Origin of the sequence: Streptomyces sp. NPDC101160, from assembly GCF_044768205.1 — a bacterium.
Taxonomy (GTDB): domain Bacteria; phylum Actinomycetota; class Actinomycetes; order Streptomycetales; family Streptomycetaceae; genus Streptomyces.
This window is the reverse complement of sequence record NZ_JBIWPJ010000009.1, coordinates 265,616-280,857: the sequence shown is the minus strand read 5'-3', so window position 1 is coordinate 280,857 and position 15,242 is coordinate 265,616. Positions and strand designations below refer to the sequence as shown.

General features: G+C 74.9%; 15 protein-coding genes. 9 read left to right on the top strand and 6 right to left on the bottom strand.

Annotation, left to right across the window (positions count from 1 at the left end; all coding sequences use genetic code 11):
* Positions 1 to 17: 17 nt before the first annotated feature.
* From ACIRSU_RS29120 to lgt, 9 genes are all read left to right on the top strand, one after another.
* Complete coding sequence (locus tag ACIRSU_RS29120; protein WP_403798178.1) at positions 18 to 680, top strand: TIGR02234 family membrane protein; 663 nt, start codon at positions 18 to 20, stop codon at positions 678 to 680.
* Positions 681 to 806: 126 nt separating this feature from the next.
* Positions 807 to 1,067 (top strand): HGxxPAAW family protein, encoded by a 261-nt coding sequence (locus ACIRSU_RS29115; RefSeq protein WP_403798175.1) that lies wholly within the window; start codon positions 807 to 809, stop codon positions 1,065 to 1,067.
* Positions 1,068 to 1,407: 340 nt separating this feature from the next.
* Positions 1,408 to 1,851 carry a DUF2752 domain-containing protein gene (locus ACIRSU_RS29110; protein WP_403798602.1) on the top strand — a complete coding sequence of 148 codons (444 nt, stop codon included), beginning with the start codon at positions 1,408 to 1,410 and terminating at the stop codon, positions 1,849 to 1,851.
* 122 nt (positions 1,852 to 1,973) lie between these two features.
* Positions 1,974 to 2,783 carry an indole-3-glycerol phosphate synthase TrpC gene (gene trpC / locus ACIRSU_RS29105; RefSeq protein WP_403798173.1) on the top strand — a complete coding sequence of 270 codons (810 nt, stop codon included), beginning with the start codon at positions 1,974 to 1,976 and terminating at the stop codon, positions 2,781 to 2,783.
* A 6-nt stretch (positions 2,784 to 2,789) separates the two neighbouring features.
* A complete protein-coding gene (gene trpM, locus ACIRSU_RS29100) occupies positions 2,790 to 3,050 on the top strand; it encodes a tryptophan biosynthesis modulator TrpM (protein WP_403798171.1) in 261 nt (86 codons plus the stop codon).
* 736 nt (positions 3,051 to 3,786) lie between these two features.
* Entirely contained in the window at positions 3,787 to 5,070 is a 1,284-nt protein-coding gene (trpB, locus tag ACIRSU_RS29095; RefSeq protein ID WP_403798168.1) for a tryptophan synthase subunit beta, read from the top strand.
* Positions 5,067 to 5,891 (top strand): tryptophan synthase subunit alpha, encoded by an 825-nt coding sequence (trpA, locus tag ACIRSU_RS29090; protein ID WP_403798166.1) that lies wholly within the window; start codon positions 5,067 to 5,069, stop codon positions 5,889 to 5,891. The genes trpB and trpA overlap by 4 nt, the downstream gene beginning before the upstream one ends.
* A gap of 64 nt (positions 5,892 to 5,955) precedes the next feature.
* Positions 5,956 to 6,789 carry a DsbA family protein gene (locus tag ACIRSU_RS29085; RefSeq protein ID WP_403798164.1) on the top strand — a complete coding sequence of 278 codons (834 nt, stop codon included), beginning with the start codon at positions 5,956 to 5,958 and terminating at the stop codon, positions 6,787 to 6,789.
* 78 nt (positions 6,790 to 6,867) lie between these two features.
* On the top strand, positions 6,868 to 7,899 hold the full coding sequence (gene lgt, locus ACIRSU_RS29080) for a prolipoprotein diacylglyceryl transferase (protein WP_403798161.1): 1,032 nt from the start codon (positions 6,868 to 6,870) through the stop codon (positions 7,897 to 7,899).
* Positions 7,900 to 7,977: 78 nt separating this feature from the next.
* Here lgt and ACIRSU_RS29075 read toward each other — a convergent pair whose 3' ends face one another.
* The 6 genes from ACIRSU_RS29075 to ACIRSU_RS29050 are packed head-to-tail and all read right to left on the bottom strand — an operon-like array spanning position 7,978 to position 15,129.
* The gene (locus ACIRSU_RS29075; protein WP_403798158.1) at positions 7,978 to 8,781 is read right to left on the bottom strand and encodes an HpcH/HpaI aldolase/citrate lyase family protein; all 804 of its coding nucleotides are present in this window, start codon (positions 8,779 to 8,781) and stop codon (positions 7,978 to 7,980) included.
* Positions 8,778 to 9,998, bottom strand: coding sequence for a CaiB/BaiF CoA transferase family protein (locus ACIRSU_RS29070; RefSeq protein ID WP_403798156.1), 1,221 nt, complete (start codon positions 9,996 to 9,998; stop codon positions 8,778 to 8,780). The genes ACIRSU_RS29075 and ACIRSU_RS29070 overlap by 4 nt, the downstream gene beginning before the upstream one ends.
* Positions 9,995 to 10,945: a ribokinase gene (gene rbsK, locus ACIRSU_RS29065; protein WP_403798153.1), complete on the bottom strand. Its 951-nt coding sequence runs from the start codon at positions 10,943 to 10,945 to the stop codon at positions 9,995 to 9,997. The genes ACIRSU_RS29070 and rbsK overlap by 4 nt, the downstream gene beginning before the upstream one ends.
* Positions 10,942 to 12,681, bottom strand: coding sequence for an ADP-ribosylglycohydrolase family protein (locus tag ACIRSU_RS29060; protein ID WP_403798151.1), 1,740 nt, complete (start codon positions 12,679 to 12,681; stop codon positions 10,942 to 10,944). Before ACIRSU_RS29060 ends, rbsK begins: the two co-directional genes overlap by 4 nt.
* Positions 12,678 to 13,838: an ADP-ribosylglycohydrolase family protein gene (locus ACIRSU_RS29055; protein ID WP_403798149.1), complete on the bottom strand. Its 1,161-nt coding sequence runs from the start codon at positions 13,836 to 13,838 to the stop codon at positions 12,678 to 12,680. The genes ACIRSU_RS29060 and ACIRSU_RS29055 overlap by 4 nt, the downstream gene beginning before the upstream one ends.
* Positions 13,810 to 15,129, bottom strand: coding sequence for an ADP-ribosylglycohydrolase family protein (locus ACIRSU_RS29050; RefSeq protein WP_403798599.1), 1,320 nt, complete (start codon positions 15,127 to 15,129; stop codon positions 13,810 to 13,812). The genes ACIRSU_RS29055 and ACIRSU_RS29050 overlap by 29 nt, the downstream gene beginning before the upstream one ends.
* Positions 15,130 to 15,242 lie beyond the last annotated feature (113 nt).

Genomic DNA, 15,242 nt, shown 5'->3' with positions numbered 1-15,242 from the left:
CGAGTCGGTAGGGGATAGTGGGGTATGTGAGTGCCGTACCCGTACCCCAGCCCCGAGCCGCCCGTCCGGGCGGCGCCGCCTCCTCCGGCGCCCGCCGCAGCCTGGCCGTGGCCCTGCTGCTCGGCGCCCTCGGAGCCACCGTCGTACTGCTCTCCGCCGGCCAGAAGTGGGCCGAGGGCACCGCGTCCGTCGGCGGCGGCTCCGTCCCCGTCACGGCCGACGGCGGCGCCGTCACCGGCGTGCCGACCGCCCTCGCGATCGTCGGCCTGGCCGCGCTCGTCGCCGTCTTCGCCGTCCGCCGCGCCGGCCGCACCCTGGTCGCCGCCCTGCTCGCCCTCAGCGGCGCGGGCGCGGCCCTCGCCGCCGTCCTCGGCGCCTCCGACAGCGACGCGCTGAACGCGGAGGCGGCCAGGGTCAGCGGCAACACCGCGGCCGCCGTCGGCAGCCTCAGCCACACCGTCTGGCCGTACGTCGCCACCGCCGGCGCCCTGCTCATCCTGGTCGCCGGGCTCTTCGCGCTGCGCTTCGGCAAGTCCTGGCCCGCGATGGGCGGCCGCTACGAGCGCTCCGGCACCCCGCGCGCCGCCCGCCGCGGCCAGGCCGCCGCCGTCGACCCCGACCGCCCCGAGGACCTGTGGAAGGCCCTCGACCGCGGCGAGGACCCGACGCACGGCGACTGAGGCGGCTCCCCGCGGATGCGACGCGTGATCGTTCGGGCACCCCGATTCACCGCCGCGGCCGCATGTGCGGAACAATGAGATGTCACTGAGACGTCACCACCGAGCAACATCAACGAGGAGCAACTCATGGCGGGCAGCGCCCACGGACACACCCCGGCCGCCTGGACCGGTGTCATCATCTCCTTCATCGGCTTCTGCATCGCCGGAGTCTTCATGGTGGCGGCGAACGGTCCGGGCTTCTGGGCCGGTATCGGTGTCATCCTCCTCGGCGGTGTCGTCGGTGGCGCGATGAAGATCGCGGGCCTCGGCATGCCGAAGGAATCCGCCGCCGTCGTCGCCGCCCGCGAGGCCGCGACCGCCCGCGTCCTGGAGCAGAGCCGCGCCTGAGGCACCGCATCGCCCGGAAGGCGCAGTCCCGCGACACGGGGCTGCGCCTTCGCGCGTCAACGGTGACAATCACCGGATGGACCCGAACCCGACGCCGGCGGCCGCGCCCGAACCCGCGGGCCCGGCGACGTACGCGCCGACCGCGCCGCACGCAGCGCACGAGTCGTCAGCGCCGGACGCGACCGACGCGCAGTCCGCGGCGCACGCGCCGGATGCGGCGCACGCATCGAACGCGACGTACGCGCTGGAGACGGCGCCGGCAGCGCACGTGCCGTCCGTGGCGCACGCGCCGTACCCGCCGTCCGTGGCGCACGCGCCGGACGCGGCGTACACGGCGCACATGCCGTATCCGGCGCACGCTCCCTACGGTCCTCCGCCGCCGCCCAGGCCGCTGGCGCGGCGGCTGTTCGCGCCGGTCGGCGCGCTCGCCGGGGTCGCGGCGGCCTTCGCGTACGTCGGCACCGTCGACCCGGGCGAACCCGGGCACTACCCCGTCTGCCCCCTGCTCCGCTTCACCGGCATCTACTGTCCCGGCTGCGGCGGCCTGCGCAGCGCCCACGCCTTCGTCCACGGAGACCTCGGCGCCGCCCTCGGCTACAACGCCCTCGCCGTCGTCGGCTACGGCGTCTTCGCCGTCGTGATGACCCTGTGGCTGATTCGTGCCATCCGCGGCATTCCCATGCGGCTCGCGATCTCCCCGGCCTGGTGGTGGGTGATCGGTGCCGTTCTGGGGGTATTCACCCTCGTAAGGAACCTCCCCTTCGGCTCCGCGCTCGCCCCCTGACCAGCGCGGGAAGTCCCAGCAAATGGGACGCGGCTCCAATCGATGCGGGTCCGGGGCCCACCTGCGGATACCATCGACCTGGCTGAACCGTGTTCATCGAATCCCGGAAGGGGGCCTCTCGCGTGAGTGTGCTCGACGAGATCATCGAAGGCGTGCGCGCCGACCTCGCAGAGCGGCAGGCGCGGGTCTCCCTCGACGAGCTCAAGGAGCGCGCCGCAAAGGCGCCGCAGGCCAAGGACGGTGTCGCCGCACTGCGCGGTGACGGCGTCAAGGTGATCTGCGAGGTCAAGCGCTCCAGCCCGTCCAAGGGCGCACTCGCCGCCATCGCCGACCCGGCGGGTCTCGCCGCCGACTACGAGGCGGGCGGTGCCGCCGTCATCTCCGTCCTCACCGAGCAGCGCCGCTTCGGCGGTTCGCTCGCCGACCTCGAAGCCGTACGGGCCCGGGTCGACATCCCGGTCCTGCGCAAGGACTTCATCGTCACCGCCTACCAGCTCTGGGAGGCCCGGGCGTACGGCGCGGACCTCGCGCTGCTCATCGTCGCGGCCCTGGAGCAGGAGGCCCTCGTCTCCCTCATCGAGCGCGCCGAGTCCATCGGGCTCACCCCGCTGGTCGAGGTCCACGACGAGGAGGAGGTCGAGCGGGCCGTCGGCGCCGGCGCCCGCATCATCGGCGTCAACGCGCGCAACCTGAAGACCCTCAAGGTCGACCGCTCCACCTTCGAGCGCGTCGCCCCCGAGGTCCCGGCCGGCATCGTCAAGGTCGCCGAGTCCGGCATCCGTGGCCCGCACGACCTGATCGCGTACGCCAACGCCGGCGCCGACGCGGTCCTGGTCGGCGAGTCCCTGGTCACCGGCCGCGACCCCAAGGCCGCCGTCGCCGACCTGGTCGCCGCGGGCGCCCACCCGGCCCTGCGCCACGGGCGGGGCTGACCCGGCATGTACCTCCGCTTCCGTCACGACACGCCGCACGTCCCGGGCCGTAGCGCCCGGGGCGCCGCCGCCGTGCGCGCCGACGGAGGCGACCGCCGCCACGCCCCGCTCGCCCGTGGCTGCCGCCCGCGCGGCTGCCGCGCGCCCGCGCGCCGGGTCCACGGCCGCCGGGTGCGCTATGTGATCGGCGACGAGCCGGGCCAGGTCAACGGCATGCGATGGCGCACGCGCCGAGCGCGCACTCTCACGTACAGCAGCCAAGCCTGAGCCGCCGCCCCTGCGGGGGCGACACCCATGTGCCCTGCCTCGCCACCCTGCGTGGCGGCGCCCGCCCGAGCGGTGCGTAGGCCTAACTCGTGCAGGCCGAGCCCGCCTGGGACGCCGCTCTGCCCACCCCGGGCGGGCTGCGCCCTTGGGAAGCCGCGCCGCCCCCGTGTGGGCAATCGTCCCGCTGGGGCCCCCAGGGCGAAGCCCTAGGGGGAGGGACGGGTGGCCACCACGGGACGGCGCCCACGCGGGCGCCCTCCGCTCCCTGCGCCTGGACCCGCACCACGACCGCGTCGCCGTCGTGCCGGGTCAACGCGCGAGGAGCCTAGGCCCGGCACGGGGCGACGTCCCGTTGTGCCCACCCGTCCCGCCCTGCGGGACGATTGCCCACAACGGGGGGGCGAAGCCCCGCACGGGGCGGGCCGGGACGGGCGTCACGCGGCCGCGAGGCGAGTCGTCCCGCGGGCCGAGGTCCGGGCGGGGCGAGGCGCCACGCGTCGGGCGGAGGTCCCGGCGGGGGCGACGGCGAGGCAAGTCGCCCAGTCGGGCCGAGGTCCGGGCGGGTCGGGCGTCACGCGGCCGCGAGGCGAGTCGTCCCACGGGCCGAGGCCCGGTCGGGGCGGGCGCGGCGCGGGCACGCCCAGGGGCAGGCTGCCGTACGTCAGTGACACGCGCGCATACCGTGACCACCAACCCACGTCACCCGGGGCACCCGCCCCGCGAGGAGCGCATCCGCATGTCCAGCGAGTTCTTCATTCCCGACCCGGAGGGTCAGATCCCCAACGCCGAGGGCTACTTCGGCGCCTACGGCGGCAAGTTCATCCCGGAGGCCCTCGTCGCCGCCGTCGACGAGGTCGCCGTCGAGTACGAGAAGGCCAAGAACGACCCGGAGTTCGCGCGCGAACTCAACGACCTGATGGTCAACTACACGGGCCGCCCGAGCGCCCTCACGGAGGTGCCGCGGTTCGCCGAGCACGCCGGCGGCGCCCGTGTGTTCCTGAAGCGCGAGGACCTGAACCACACCGGCTCGCACAAGATCAACAACGTGCTCGGCCAGGCGCTGCTCACCAAGCGCATGGGCAAGACCCGGGTGATCGCGGAGACCGGCGCCGGCCAGCACGGCGTCGCCACCGCCACCGCCTGCGCCCTGTTCGGTCTCGACTGCACCATCTACATGGGCGAGATCGACACCCAGCGCCAGGCCCTCAACGTCGCCCGCATGCGCATGCTCGGCGCGGAGGTCGTCGCGGTGAAGTCCGGCAGCCGCACGCTGAAGGACGCCATCAACGAGGCGTTCCGCGACTGGGTCGCGAACGTGGACCGCACGCACTACCTGTTCGGCACCGTCGCGGGCCCGCACCCGTTCCCCGCCATGGTCCGCGACTTCCACCGGGTGATCGGTGTGGAGGCCCGGCGGCAGATCCTGGAGCGGGCCGGCCGGCTGCCCGACGCGGCCGTCGCCTGCGTCGGCGGCGGATCCAACGCCATCGGCCTGTTCCACGCGTTCATCCCGGACGCCGACGTCCGGCTGATCGGCTGCGAGCCGGCCGGCCACGGCGTCGAGACCGGTGAGCACGCGGCCACCCTGACGGCCGGCGAGCCGGGCATCCTGCACGGCTCCCGCTCCTACGTCCTGCAGGACGACGAGGGCCAGATCACCGAGCCGTACTCGATCTCCGCGGGCCTCGACTACCCGGGCATCGGCCCGGAGCACTCGTACCTCAAGGACAGCGGCCGCGGCGAGTACCGCGCCGTCACCGACGACGCCGCCATGCAGGCGCTGCGACTGCTCTCCCGTACGGAGGGCATCATCCCGGCCATCGAGTCGGCGCACGCCCTCGCCGGCGCCCTGGAGGTCGGCAGGGAGCTCGGCCCGGACGGGCTGATCGTCGTCAACCTCTCCGGCCGCGGCGACAAGGACATGGACACCGCCGCTCGCTACTTCGGGCTGTACGACACCGACGCAGAGGTGGCCGCGGACGCCGCCGACATCGCCGAGATCGAGGGGGACGCGAAGTGACCGGCAACATCCAGCTCCTGAGCGACACCCTGGCCAAGGCGAAGGCCGAGAACCGGGCCGCGCTCATCGCGTACCTCCCGGCCGGCTTCCCGACCGTCGACGGCGGCATCGCCGCCATCAAGGCCGTCTTCGACGGCGGCGCCGACGTCGTCGAGGTCGGTCTGCCGCACAGCGACCCGGTCCTCGACGGCCCCGTCATCCAGACCGCCGACGACATCGCGCTGCGCGGCGGCGTCCGGATCGCCGACGTCATGCGCACGGTGAAGGAGGCCCACGAGGCCACCGGCAAGCCGGTCCTCGTGATGACCTACTGGAACCCCATCGACCGCTACGGCGTCGAGCGCTTCACCGAGGAGCTCGCCGCGGCCGGCGGCGCCGGCTGCATCCTGCCGGACCTGCCGGTCCAGGAGTCCGCGGTGTGGCGCGAGCACGCCACCCGGCACGGGCTCGCCACGGTCTTCGTGGTCGCGCCCAGCAGCAAGGACGAGCGCCTGGCCACCATCACCGAGGCCGGTTCCGGCTTCGTCTACGCCGCCTCGCTGATGGGCGTCACCGGCACCCGCGAGTCGGTCGGCGAGCAGGCCGCCGACCTGGTCCGCCGCACCCGGGACGCCGACGCCGGCGAGCTGCCCGTCTGCGTCGGTCTCGGCGTCTCCAACGCCGCCCAGGCGCGCGAGGTCGCCGGCTTCGCCGACGGCGTCATCGTCGGCTCCGCCTTCGTCAAGCGCATGCTCGACGCGGATGGCGACGAGACCGCCGCGCTCGGCGCCGTAAGGGAACTGGCGGCCGAACTCGCCGAGGGCGTGCGCCGCACCTCGTAACCCATACGGGTGGATTCGTCACCGGGGAGGCACGCCCGTGCCTCCCCGGTTCGTTGCTGTGGGCGTGAGCGAGAAGAACCGAGACGGAAGCCAGAGCGCGCGGGAGCGCCTCAGGCACCAGCGCGAGCGCGACAAGGCCCGCGAAAAGCAGCGACGTGTCCTCATCGTGTCGGCCGCGGTCGTCGGCGTCCTCGGCCTGGCCGCGGTCGTCGGCGTGATCGCCGCCAACAGCGGGGGCAAGGGGACCTCCGACAAGGCCGGCCCCGTCGTCGAGCCGACCGGTGCCATCCCCGGCGACAAGCCCGCCATCCCGCAGGGCCGCCCGGACGCCCCGTCCACGCTCACCGTCTGGGAGGACTTCCGCTGCCCCGCGTGCGCCCAGTTCGAGAGCGTCATGCGCGACAGCATCCACCAGCTGGAGGCGTCCGGCGCGCTCAAGGCCGAGTACCACCTGGTGACCCTGATCGACGGCAACCTCGGCGGCAGCGGCTCGCTGCGGGCCGCGAACGCCGGCGCCTGCGCGCAGGACGCCGGGAAGTTCACGGCGTACCACGACGTGCTCTACAAGAACCAGCCGCAGGAGACCGACGACGCCTACGCGAAGAACGCCAAGCTCATCGAGCTCGCCGCGCAGGTCCCGGGCCTCGACACGCCGGCCTTCCGTGCCTGCGTCGAGGACGGCACGCACGACAGCTGGGTGAAGAAGTCGCAGGACGCCTTCAAGAAGAGCGACTTCACCGGCACGCCGTCCGTCCTGCTCAACGGAGAATCGATCTTCCCGCAGAAGGGGAACGAGCAGATCTCCCCGGAGAACCTGAAGAAGTGGGTCGCCGAGGCCAACAAGGGCAAGAAGCCGGGCACCGCCTCCCCGGCCGCGGGATCCCCCGCCCGCCACTGACGTCCCGCAGGTAGTTACGGAGAAGTTGCCGGGCTGGCTGCCGCACGGCCCGCCCGGCAGGGTAGCGTCGGTGTTGCCATGGACCTTGCCTACATTCCCAGCCCGTCGACCGGCGTGATCCACCTCGGACCGATCCCGCTGCGCGGCTATGCCTTCTGCATCATCATCGGTGTCTTCGTCGCCGTCTGGCTCGGCAACAAGCGCTGGATCGCCCGGGGCGGCACCGCCGGCACCGTGGCCGACATCGCCGTCTGGGCGGTGCCCTTCGGCCTCGTCGGCGGCCGGCTCTACCACGTGATCACCGACTACCAGCTGTACTTCAGCGAGGGTGAGAACTGGGTCGACGCCTTCAAGATCTGGCAGGGCGGCCTCGGCATCTGGGGCGCCATCGCGCTCGGTGCCGTCGGCGCCTGGATCGGCTGCCGCCGCCGCGGCATCGCGCTCCCGGCGTACGCGGACGCCATCGCGCCCGGCATCGCCTTCGCCCAGGCCATCGGCCGCTGGGGCAACTGGTTCAACCAGGAGCTGTACGGCAAGCCGACCGACCTGCCGTGGGCGCTGAAGATCACCGAGGGCCCCAACCGCGAAGCCGGCCTCTACCACCCGACCTTCCTCTACGAGTCGCTGTGGAACGTCGGCGTCGGCTTCCTCGTGATCTGGGCCGACCGCCGCTTCAAGCTGGGCCACGGCCGTGCCTTCGCCCTGTACGTCGCCGCGTACTGCTCCGGCCGCGTCTGGACCGAGTACTTGCGCATCGACGAGGCGCACCACATCCTCGGCCTGCGCCTCAACGTGTGGACCGCGATCGTCGTCGGCCTGCTCGCCGTGGTGTACATGATCGTCTCGTCGAAGCTGCGCCCGGGCCGCGAGGAGATCGTGGAGCCGCGGAAGGCGACCGCCGAGGGCGAGCCCGCCGAGGGCGGAGAAGGCGCCGAGGGCGTCAAGGGCGTCGAGGGCAAGGCGGACGAGTCCGCGGAGGACACGGCTGTCGAGGACAGGTCTCCGGAGGATTCCGAGGTCAAGGCCGAGGCTGATGCCGATGGCGAGAAGGAGACCGCCGCCAGGGAGAAGGACGGCGCCGGGAACGGGGCCGGGGCGGGCGGGCGCTGACCCGCGCACGGAAGACACACGGCGGAGGCCCGCCGGGACCGACTGGTTCCGGCGGGCCTCCGCCGTTTCGCCCTGCGGTCAGGCGCGGCGGGCGGCCAGGGCCAGGACGCGGCGGGCGCGCGTGACGACGGCGGCGTCCACGAAGCGGCCGTCGGGGAGGGCCAGGGCGCCGGCTTGGGCCTCGGCGGCCTTGACGACCTCCTCGGCCGCCGCGATCTCGTCGGGGGCGGGGAGGTAGGCCCGTTCGATGACCGGCAGCTGCCGTGGGTGGATCGCGGCCCGGCCCAGGAAGCCCAGGGCCCGGCCCCGGGCGCAGCTCTCGGCCAGGGCGTCGAGGTCGCCGACGTCCGGGTGCACGGACTGGACCGGGGGAGGGAGCCCGGCCGCCCGGGCGGCGACCACGACCCGGCCGCGCGGCCAGTCGAGGCCGCGGTCCTCCCGTACGCCCAGGTCGGCGGCGAGATCGGCCTCGCCGAGGGCGAGGCCGTGGACCGAGGGGTGGGCGGTGGCGATGGCGAAGGCGTGCTCCACGGCCAGGGCGTTCTCCAGGAGCGGGTAGAGCGGAAGCCCCGCGGAGAGCTCGGTGATCCGGGCGATGTCAGTGGCGTGTGTCACCTTGGGAACACGGAGAGCGACGAGTCCGGGGAGGGAGACCAGGGATGGGATGTCGCGGGGTGTGTGGACGCGGACATGGACCGGTACGGGCTGGGGGTCGGCGAGCAGTTCGGCGGTGGCGGCCAGGGCGTAGGCCCGGCGGTCCGGCGCCACCGAGTCCTCCAGGTCGACGATGACGACGTCGGCACCGGAGACAAGCGCCTTGCGCACCACGGCGGGCCGGTCGCCCGGTGCGTAGAGCCAGGTGAGGGGAGGCGCGGCGGTCATACGGCTCCTTGCGCGCGCAGGGTGTCGATCTCGGCGTCGGTCAGGCCGATCTCGGTGAGGAGTTCGGCGGTGTCGGCGCCGTGCGGCCGGCCGGCCCAGCGGATCGCGCCGGGAGTCCCGGAGAGCCGGAAGAGGACGTTCTGCATGCGGAGCGGGCCGAGTTCGGGGTCCGGGACCTCGGTGACGGTGCCGAGGGCCCGGAACTGGGGGTCGTCGAGGACGTCCCGGACGTCGTAGACGGGGGCGATGGCCGCCTCCGCCTTCTCGAAGGCGGTCATGGCCTCGTCGCGGGTGTGGCGGGCGATCCAGGAGCCGACGGCCTCGTCGAGGACGTCGGCGTGCGCGGCCCGGCCGGTGCCGTCGGCGAACCAGGGCTCGTCGATCAGCTCCGGCCGGCCGACCAGGCGCAGCACGCGTTCGGCGATCGACTGGGCGGAGGTGGACACGGCGACCCAGGAGCCGTCGGAGGTCCGGTACGTGTTGCGCGGGGCGTTGTTGCGGGAGCGGTTGCCGGTGCGCGGCTGGACGTAGCCGAGCTGGTCGTACCAGAGGGGGTGGGGTCCGATGACGGAGAGCATCGGTTCGATGATGGCCATGTCGACGACCTGGCCGTGGCCGGTGGTGTGCCTCGCGGTGAGCGCGGTCATCACGGCGTACGCGGTGGCGAGCGCCGCGATGGAGTCGGCGAGGCCGAAGGGCGGCAGGGTCGGCGGGCCGTCCGGTTCGCCGGTGATGGCGGCGAAGCCGCTCATCGCCTCGGCGAGCGTGCCGAAGCCGGGCCGGTGGGCGTACGGGCCGAACTGGCCGAAGCCGGTGACCCGGGCCAGCACCAGGCGCGGGTTGACGGCCGACAGCTCCTCCCAGCCGAGGCCCCAGCGCTCCAGGGTGCCGGGCCGGAAGTTCTCCACGACCACGTCCGCGCCGGCCGCCAGCCGCAGCAGCGTGTCGCGGCCGCCCGGTGTGGACAGGTCCAGGGTCATGGTCCGCTTGTTGCGGCCGAGGACCTTCCACCACAGACCGACGCCGTCCTTGGCGGGCCCGTGGCCGCGGGACGGGTCGGGCCTGCGGGGGTGCTCGATCTTGACCACGTCCGCGCCGAAGTCGCCGAGCATCGTCGCGGCGAGCGGGCCCGCGAAGAGGGTGGCGAGGTCGAGGACGCGCAGTCCGTGCAGGGGAGGGGCCGGGGCCCGTGCCGGGGTGCCTGTGCCGGTGCTCATACGGGGTCGGCCTCCCGGTTCCCGGCGGAGCCGAGGGCCGCCTCGATCTCGGTGCGGTACGGCATCGAGGTGGACGCCCCCGGCCGCTGGACCGACAGCGCGGCGGCGGCCGACGCCCAGGCCAGCGCCTCCGGCATCGGCCTGCCCTCGGTGACCGCCACGGCCAGCGCGCCCACGAACGCGTCACCGGCGGCGGTGGTGTCCACGGCCTTCACCCGTGGCGCGGGCACGGCCACCGGCTCCCGGCCGCGCGCCAGGTACAGACAGCCGGCCGCGCCCAGGGTGACCACCACCTCCGGCACGGCGTCGAGCAGGGCGAGGCCGGCGGCGCGCGGGTCGGAGAGGTCGGTGAGGGCGGCGGCCTCGTGCTCGTTCGGCACCAACAGATCGGTGAAGGTGAGGAGTTCGGACGGAAGGTGTCGCGCGGGTGCCGGGGTGAGGACGGTCCGCACGCCGTGCTCCCGGGCGTAGCGGGCGCCCTCGACGACCACGGAAAGGGGGAGTTCGAGCTGCAGGAGCAGGGCGTCGGCGGTCGCGATCAGCGCCTCGTCGCCATGGTCGAGGGAGGTGACGGTGCCGTTCGCGCCGGGGACGACGACGATCGCGTTGCCGCCCTCGTCGTCCACGACGATGTGCGCGGTGCCCGACGCGCCCTCCACCGTGCGCAGCAGGTCCGTGTCGACCGAGCTGTGGTCGAGGGCGGCCCGCAGCCGCGCGCCGAAGTCGTCGGCGCCCACCGCGCCGATCATCGACACCTCCGCGCCCGCCCGCGCGGCGGCCACCGCCTGGTTGGCGCCCTTGCCGCCGGGCACGGTGCGGAACTCGCGGCCGGTGACCGTCTCTCCGCGGGCGGGAGCCTTGGCCACGTAGGCCACGAGGTCCATGTTGGTGCTGCCGAGCACGACGATGCCGGCCGGATCGCCGGGGGCGGTGGGGCTGCTGGTCATGGGCGTACTGCCTCCGAGTGCGTCAGTGCGGCCAGGGTGTCGAAGCCGATGCCGTCGAAGGACGGCACCGAGGTCGAGAGCCGGTTCTTGAGAGGGGAGGTCCAGCGCTCGGGCAGCCGGTCGGGGTGTCCGGCGAGCAGCCCGGCGACCGAACCGGCGGTGGCGCCGTTGGAGTCGGTGTCCCAGCCGCCGGAGACCGCCGCGCAGATCGAGCGCGTGAAGTCGCCGTCGGCGTGGGTGAGCGCGGCGGCGAGCAGGGCGGCGTTGGGGACGACATGGACCCAGTGATAGCCGCCGAACTCGGCGTGGAGCCGGTCCACGACGGCGTCGAAGTCACGGTCCGCGCGGGCGGCGGCGATGCCGAAGCGCACGGCCTTCGCCAGCCGTGACTCCGGCGGTACGACCGCGAGCCCGGCCGCCAGCGCCCGGTGCACGTCCGCCGTGCCGCTCCCGGCCTCCGCGAGGGCGGCCGCGACGAACATCGCGCCGTACACCCCGTTCCCGGTGTGCGTCAGGACCGCGTCCCGGTGCGCCTGGCGGGCCGCGCCCGCCGGGTCTCCCGGGTGCGTCCAGCCGTGCACGTCCGCCCTGATCAGCGCCCCGATCCACTCCCGGAACGGGTTGCGCCGGGTGGCGGTGTGCGGGGGCTCGACGCCGTCGAGGAGGTTGCGGTAGGCGACCCGCTCGGCGGTGAACGTCCGTCCGGCGGGCAGCTCGTCGAGCCAGAGGCGGGCGACGTCGGCGGTGGTGAAGGCGCGGCCGTGGCGCTGGAGGAGGAGCAGGTTGAGGAGCGGGTAATCGAGGTCGTCGTCCTCGGGCATCCCGTCGATGTTCTCGGCGAGGGAGGTGCGGGCGGAGCGCCGGTTCCACGGGTGCGCGGCGAGGAGACGCGGGGCCACGCCGCGGGCCGTGAACCAGTCCGAGAGCGGCCAGTTGCCGGTGGCGCGGGCGAGGGCGCGGATGGCGGCGAGGGGGAGTTTCTCGACGGGCTTTCCGAGGAGGCAGCCGGCGGCGCGGCCGAGCCAGGCGGCGTGCAGGCGGTCGCGCAGGGCGTTGTCTTCCCCCACCCCGCCCCTTCCCGGAACTCTGACGAGACCGGGGGCTCCGCCCCCGAACCCCCGGTACCGCGCCGCTTCGCGCGCGGGGGGCGGTGGCCAGTGGGGGCAGGCCGTGATGATCGCAGCCAGGGCGGTGGGTTCCTGAGTGCGCAGAGGGCTGGGGAGTTCGGACAGGGCGTCCAGGATTTCCTCGGCCAGGGGGCGGAGGGCGGGGCAGGGGGTGGGGGAGGCGCCGGAGGCGGGTGGGGCGGCGTGGCCGCCGGCCGCGTACCAGCGGGCGGCGAGGTCGCGGGCGTCGCGGCCGTCCTCGGCGGCCTGGCGGAGTTCGTGGCCGACCAGGTCCTCGGGCTGGACCCAGGTGAGGCGGAGAGGGCGGGCGGCCGCTGGGCGGCCCGGAGCCCCGGCGCTCCGGCCTCCGGCCTCGCCGTCGGTGGGGGTCGGCCGGCTTTCGCCGTGGTCGCCGGCCCGGGGGCGATCGGTCGTGCCGTCGATGGAGGCCGAACGGCTCCGCGCCCGGACGCCGTCGCCTCCCGCCTCGGTGGCGTGGGGCCGCTCGGCCCTGCCGTCGGCCGTGGCCGTACGTTCCCGCGCCCCGGCGCCGTCGCGGGGCCGGGCGGCCCCGGCCTCGGCGGCTGCCCGGTGCCACGTCCCGGCGTCGGCTGTTTCGCCGGCGGTCATCGGTTCGTGCCCGTCAGCGTCGCGTACGCCGACTCGTGGGCGCGGCGGCGGGCGGTGTCGCGGGTGAAGATCTCCTGGGCGACGGCGGTGAGCGTCGTGGCCGGGGTGTGGAGGTCGAGGCGGCTGGCCTCGGCGATCTGCTTGGCCCAGTCGGGCGGGACGGCGGACTCGCCGTGCAGGGCGCCCGCGAGCGCGCCGGCCATGGTGGCGATGGAGTCGCAGTCGCGGCCGTAGTTGACCGCGGCCAGGACCGTACGGCGGTAGTCGCCCGCGCCGACGAGCAGCATGCCGAGGGCGACGGGCAGCTCCTCGACGGCGTGGACGCGGGAGGGGCGGCGGGCGTCGAGGGAGGGGGCGCGGTAGTCGGGGCCGACCGAGTCGAAGGGGGCGACGGCGCGGCGGAGCGGGGTGAGCGCGGACTCGAAGTCCCGGTGGGCGTCGGCGACTTCGGCGACCGCCTCGATCGCCGCCCGGGTGCCGTCCTTGGCGAGGGCGAGCGCCATGTCGACGACCGAGCGCGGGGTCGCGCCCGGGACGCAGGCCGCCGCCACGGCCGCCGCGAAGACGCCGGCCGCCTCGCGTCCGTACGAGGACTGGTGGGCGCCCGCGATGTCGAGGGCCTCGGCGTAGGCGGCCGACGGGTTGGCGGCGTTGATCAGGCCGACGGGCGCCATGTACATCGCGGCGCCGCAGTTGACGATGTTTCCGGTGCCGGCCTCGCGCGGGTCGGCGTGGCCGTAGTGGAGCCGGGTGACGATCCACTTCTCGGCGAGGAAGACGCGCTGGAGGGGCAGGGCCTCGGCCTCCAGTTCGGGGATCCAGACCGGGCGGCCCATGAGTTCGGGGACGAGGTGCTCGGCGACCGCGTACGCGTCGAGGTGGTCGCGGACCTTCTCGTACACCCTGATCAGCGCATGCGTCATCAGGGTGTCGTCGGTGACGTGCCCGTCGCCCTTGTGGTACGGGGCGATGGGGCGGGCGGTGCGCCAGGCGTCGCCGTTCCAGGGGCCGACGATGCCGGTGACGCGGCCGCCGTGGCGTTCCAGGATCTGCTCGGGGGTGTAGCCCTCGACCGGGCCGCCGAGGGCGTCGCCCACGGCGGCCCCGACCAGGCTGCCGGTGATCCGGTCATCCAACGGGGGTGTGAGGGGTGTCATGTCGGAATTGTCCACCCGGGGCGGCCGGTTCCGTGGCTGCGAGGAGCCCGGCGAGTTCGACCAGGTCGGTGCCCGCGAGCCGGGGCAGCGCGCAGCCCGCGAGGGTCCGGCACGCCTCCCGCCAGGTCGCCGGGACCGCCGTACCGCCGCCCAGCGCGCCGGTCAGCGCGCCCACCAGCGCCGGGGCCGAGTCGGCGACCCGGGAGAGACAGGCCGCGGCGGGCACGGCGACGGCGACGTCGCCGCGGGCGGCGAGGGTGAGCGCGAGGGCGACGGGGACGGTCTCGGCGGCGGCGATGCCGTAGCTGTAGACGTGGTCCACGATCTGGTGCTCCAGGAGGGGGACCAGCTCGAAGGCGGTGGCGGCGGTACGGGCCAGCTTGACCGCGTGCCGGCCGTTGCGGCCGATCTCGGTGGCGGGCGGGAGCTGCTCCAGGGCCGCCTCCACCGCCTCGTCCGGCCCGGCCCCGCCGACCGCGGCGGCGGTGGCCGCCGCCATCGCGCGGGCGCCGTGGACGCCGTCGCCGTCCTGGGTGTACCGGGCGTCGAACTCGGCGAGTTCGGCGGCCGCGGCCGGGTCCCCGGGGTGGACGAGGGCGAGGACGGCGGCCCGTGCGCAGGCGGCGTCGTCGAAGTAGTGCGGATTGTCGTGACCGGTGGCGGGCGGGCGCAGCCCGGCGGCGAGGTTGCCGAGGCCGGCGCGGACCGAGATCCGGGCGCGCAGCGGCAGCACGGCGGACTCCACCTCGGGCGCGCGGTCGGACGCGGCGGCGACCTGGCTCGCGAGGGAGTTCCAGGCGAGGTCGACGGCGGCGCGCAGCCGCCGCTCGGGCGTGAGCGTACGGAACAGGGGTCCCGGGCCCGTGGCGGCGAGCAGCGCCTCCGCGGTGAACACCGCCCACTCGGCGTCGTCGGAGGGGCCGAGGCGGAGGGGCTCGGGAGGCTGGTTGAGGGCGATGGGCACGGGCAGGGTCGTGGTCGCGTTCTCCTCCGCGAAGGTGTCGAGCTCGCGGGTGAGCCGGCGGGTCCACTCGGGCATCCGGGCGGCCCGGTGCCGGGCGGCGGGCCACCCGGCGGCGTCGCCCGCGGCGAGACCGAGGAGGAGGCCCTCGATCCTGTCGCGGGGGGCGGCCGCGGGGCGGGTGCGGGTGCGGGGGGCGGCGCCGAGTATGGGGACGCGGTGCGTACCACGTACCGGGGGAGCGTCCGCGTGGGCGCCGTCCGCGGGCTCGGCGCCCGCCGGCGCGGGCCGTGCCCGCCCGCCCTGCCCGGCTTCGCCGGGAGGAGACACAGGGGGACGACCCTCCACAGCGGTGCCGACGGAGTCGCCCGCCGGTTCCGCCGCAGGCGCAGCGGCGCACGGCGGCGCGGCGAGGCGGCCTCCCGCGCCGGGAGCACCGCCTT

Coding starts and splice junctions, on each gene's coding strand:
- ACIRSU_RS29115 (WP_403798175.1), top strand. CDS start 807: ATGGCGGGCAGCGCCCACGGACACACCCCGGCCGCCTGGACCGGTGTC.
- ACIRSU_RS29110 (WP_403798602.1), top strand. CDS start 1,408: ATGCCGTATCCGGCGCACGCTCCCTACGGTCCTCCGCCGCCGCCCAGG.
- trpM (WP_403798171.1), top strand. CDS start 2,790: ATGTACCTCCGCTTCCGTCACGACACGCCGCACGTCCCGGGCCGTAGC.
- trpB (WP_403798168.1), top strand. CDS start 3,787: ATGTCCAGCGAGTTCTTCATTCCCGACCCGGAGGGTCAGATCCCCAAC.
- lgt (WP_403798161.1), top strand. CDS start 6,868: ATGGACCTTGCCTACATTCCCAGCCCGTCGACCGGCGTGATCCACCTC.
- ACIRSU_RS29075 (WP_403798158.1), bottom strand. CDS start 8,781: ATGACCGCCGCGCCTCCCCTCACCTGGCTCTACGCACCGGGCGACCGG.
- ACIRSU_RS29070 (WP_403798156.1), bottom strand. CDS start 9,998: ATGAGCACCGGCACAGGCACCCCGGCACGGGCCCCGGCCCCTCCCCTG.
- rbsK (WP_403798153.1), bottom strand. CDS start 10,945: ATGACCAGCAGCCCCACCGCCCCCGGCGATCCGGCCGGCATCGTCGTG.
- ACIRSU_RS29060 (WP_403798151.1), bottom strand. CDS start 12,681: ATGACCGCCGGCGAAACAGCCGACGCCGGGACGTGGCACCGGGCAGCC.
- ACIRSU_RS29055 (WP_403798149.1), bottom strand. CDS start 13,838: ATGACACCCCTCACACCCCCGTTGGATGACCGGATCACCGGCAGCCTG.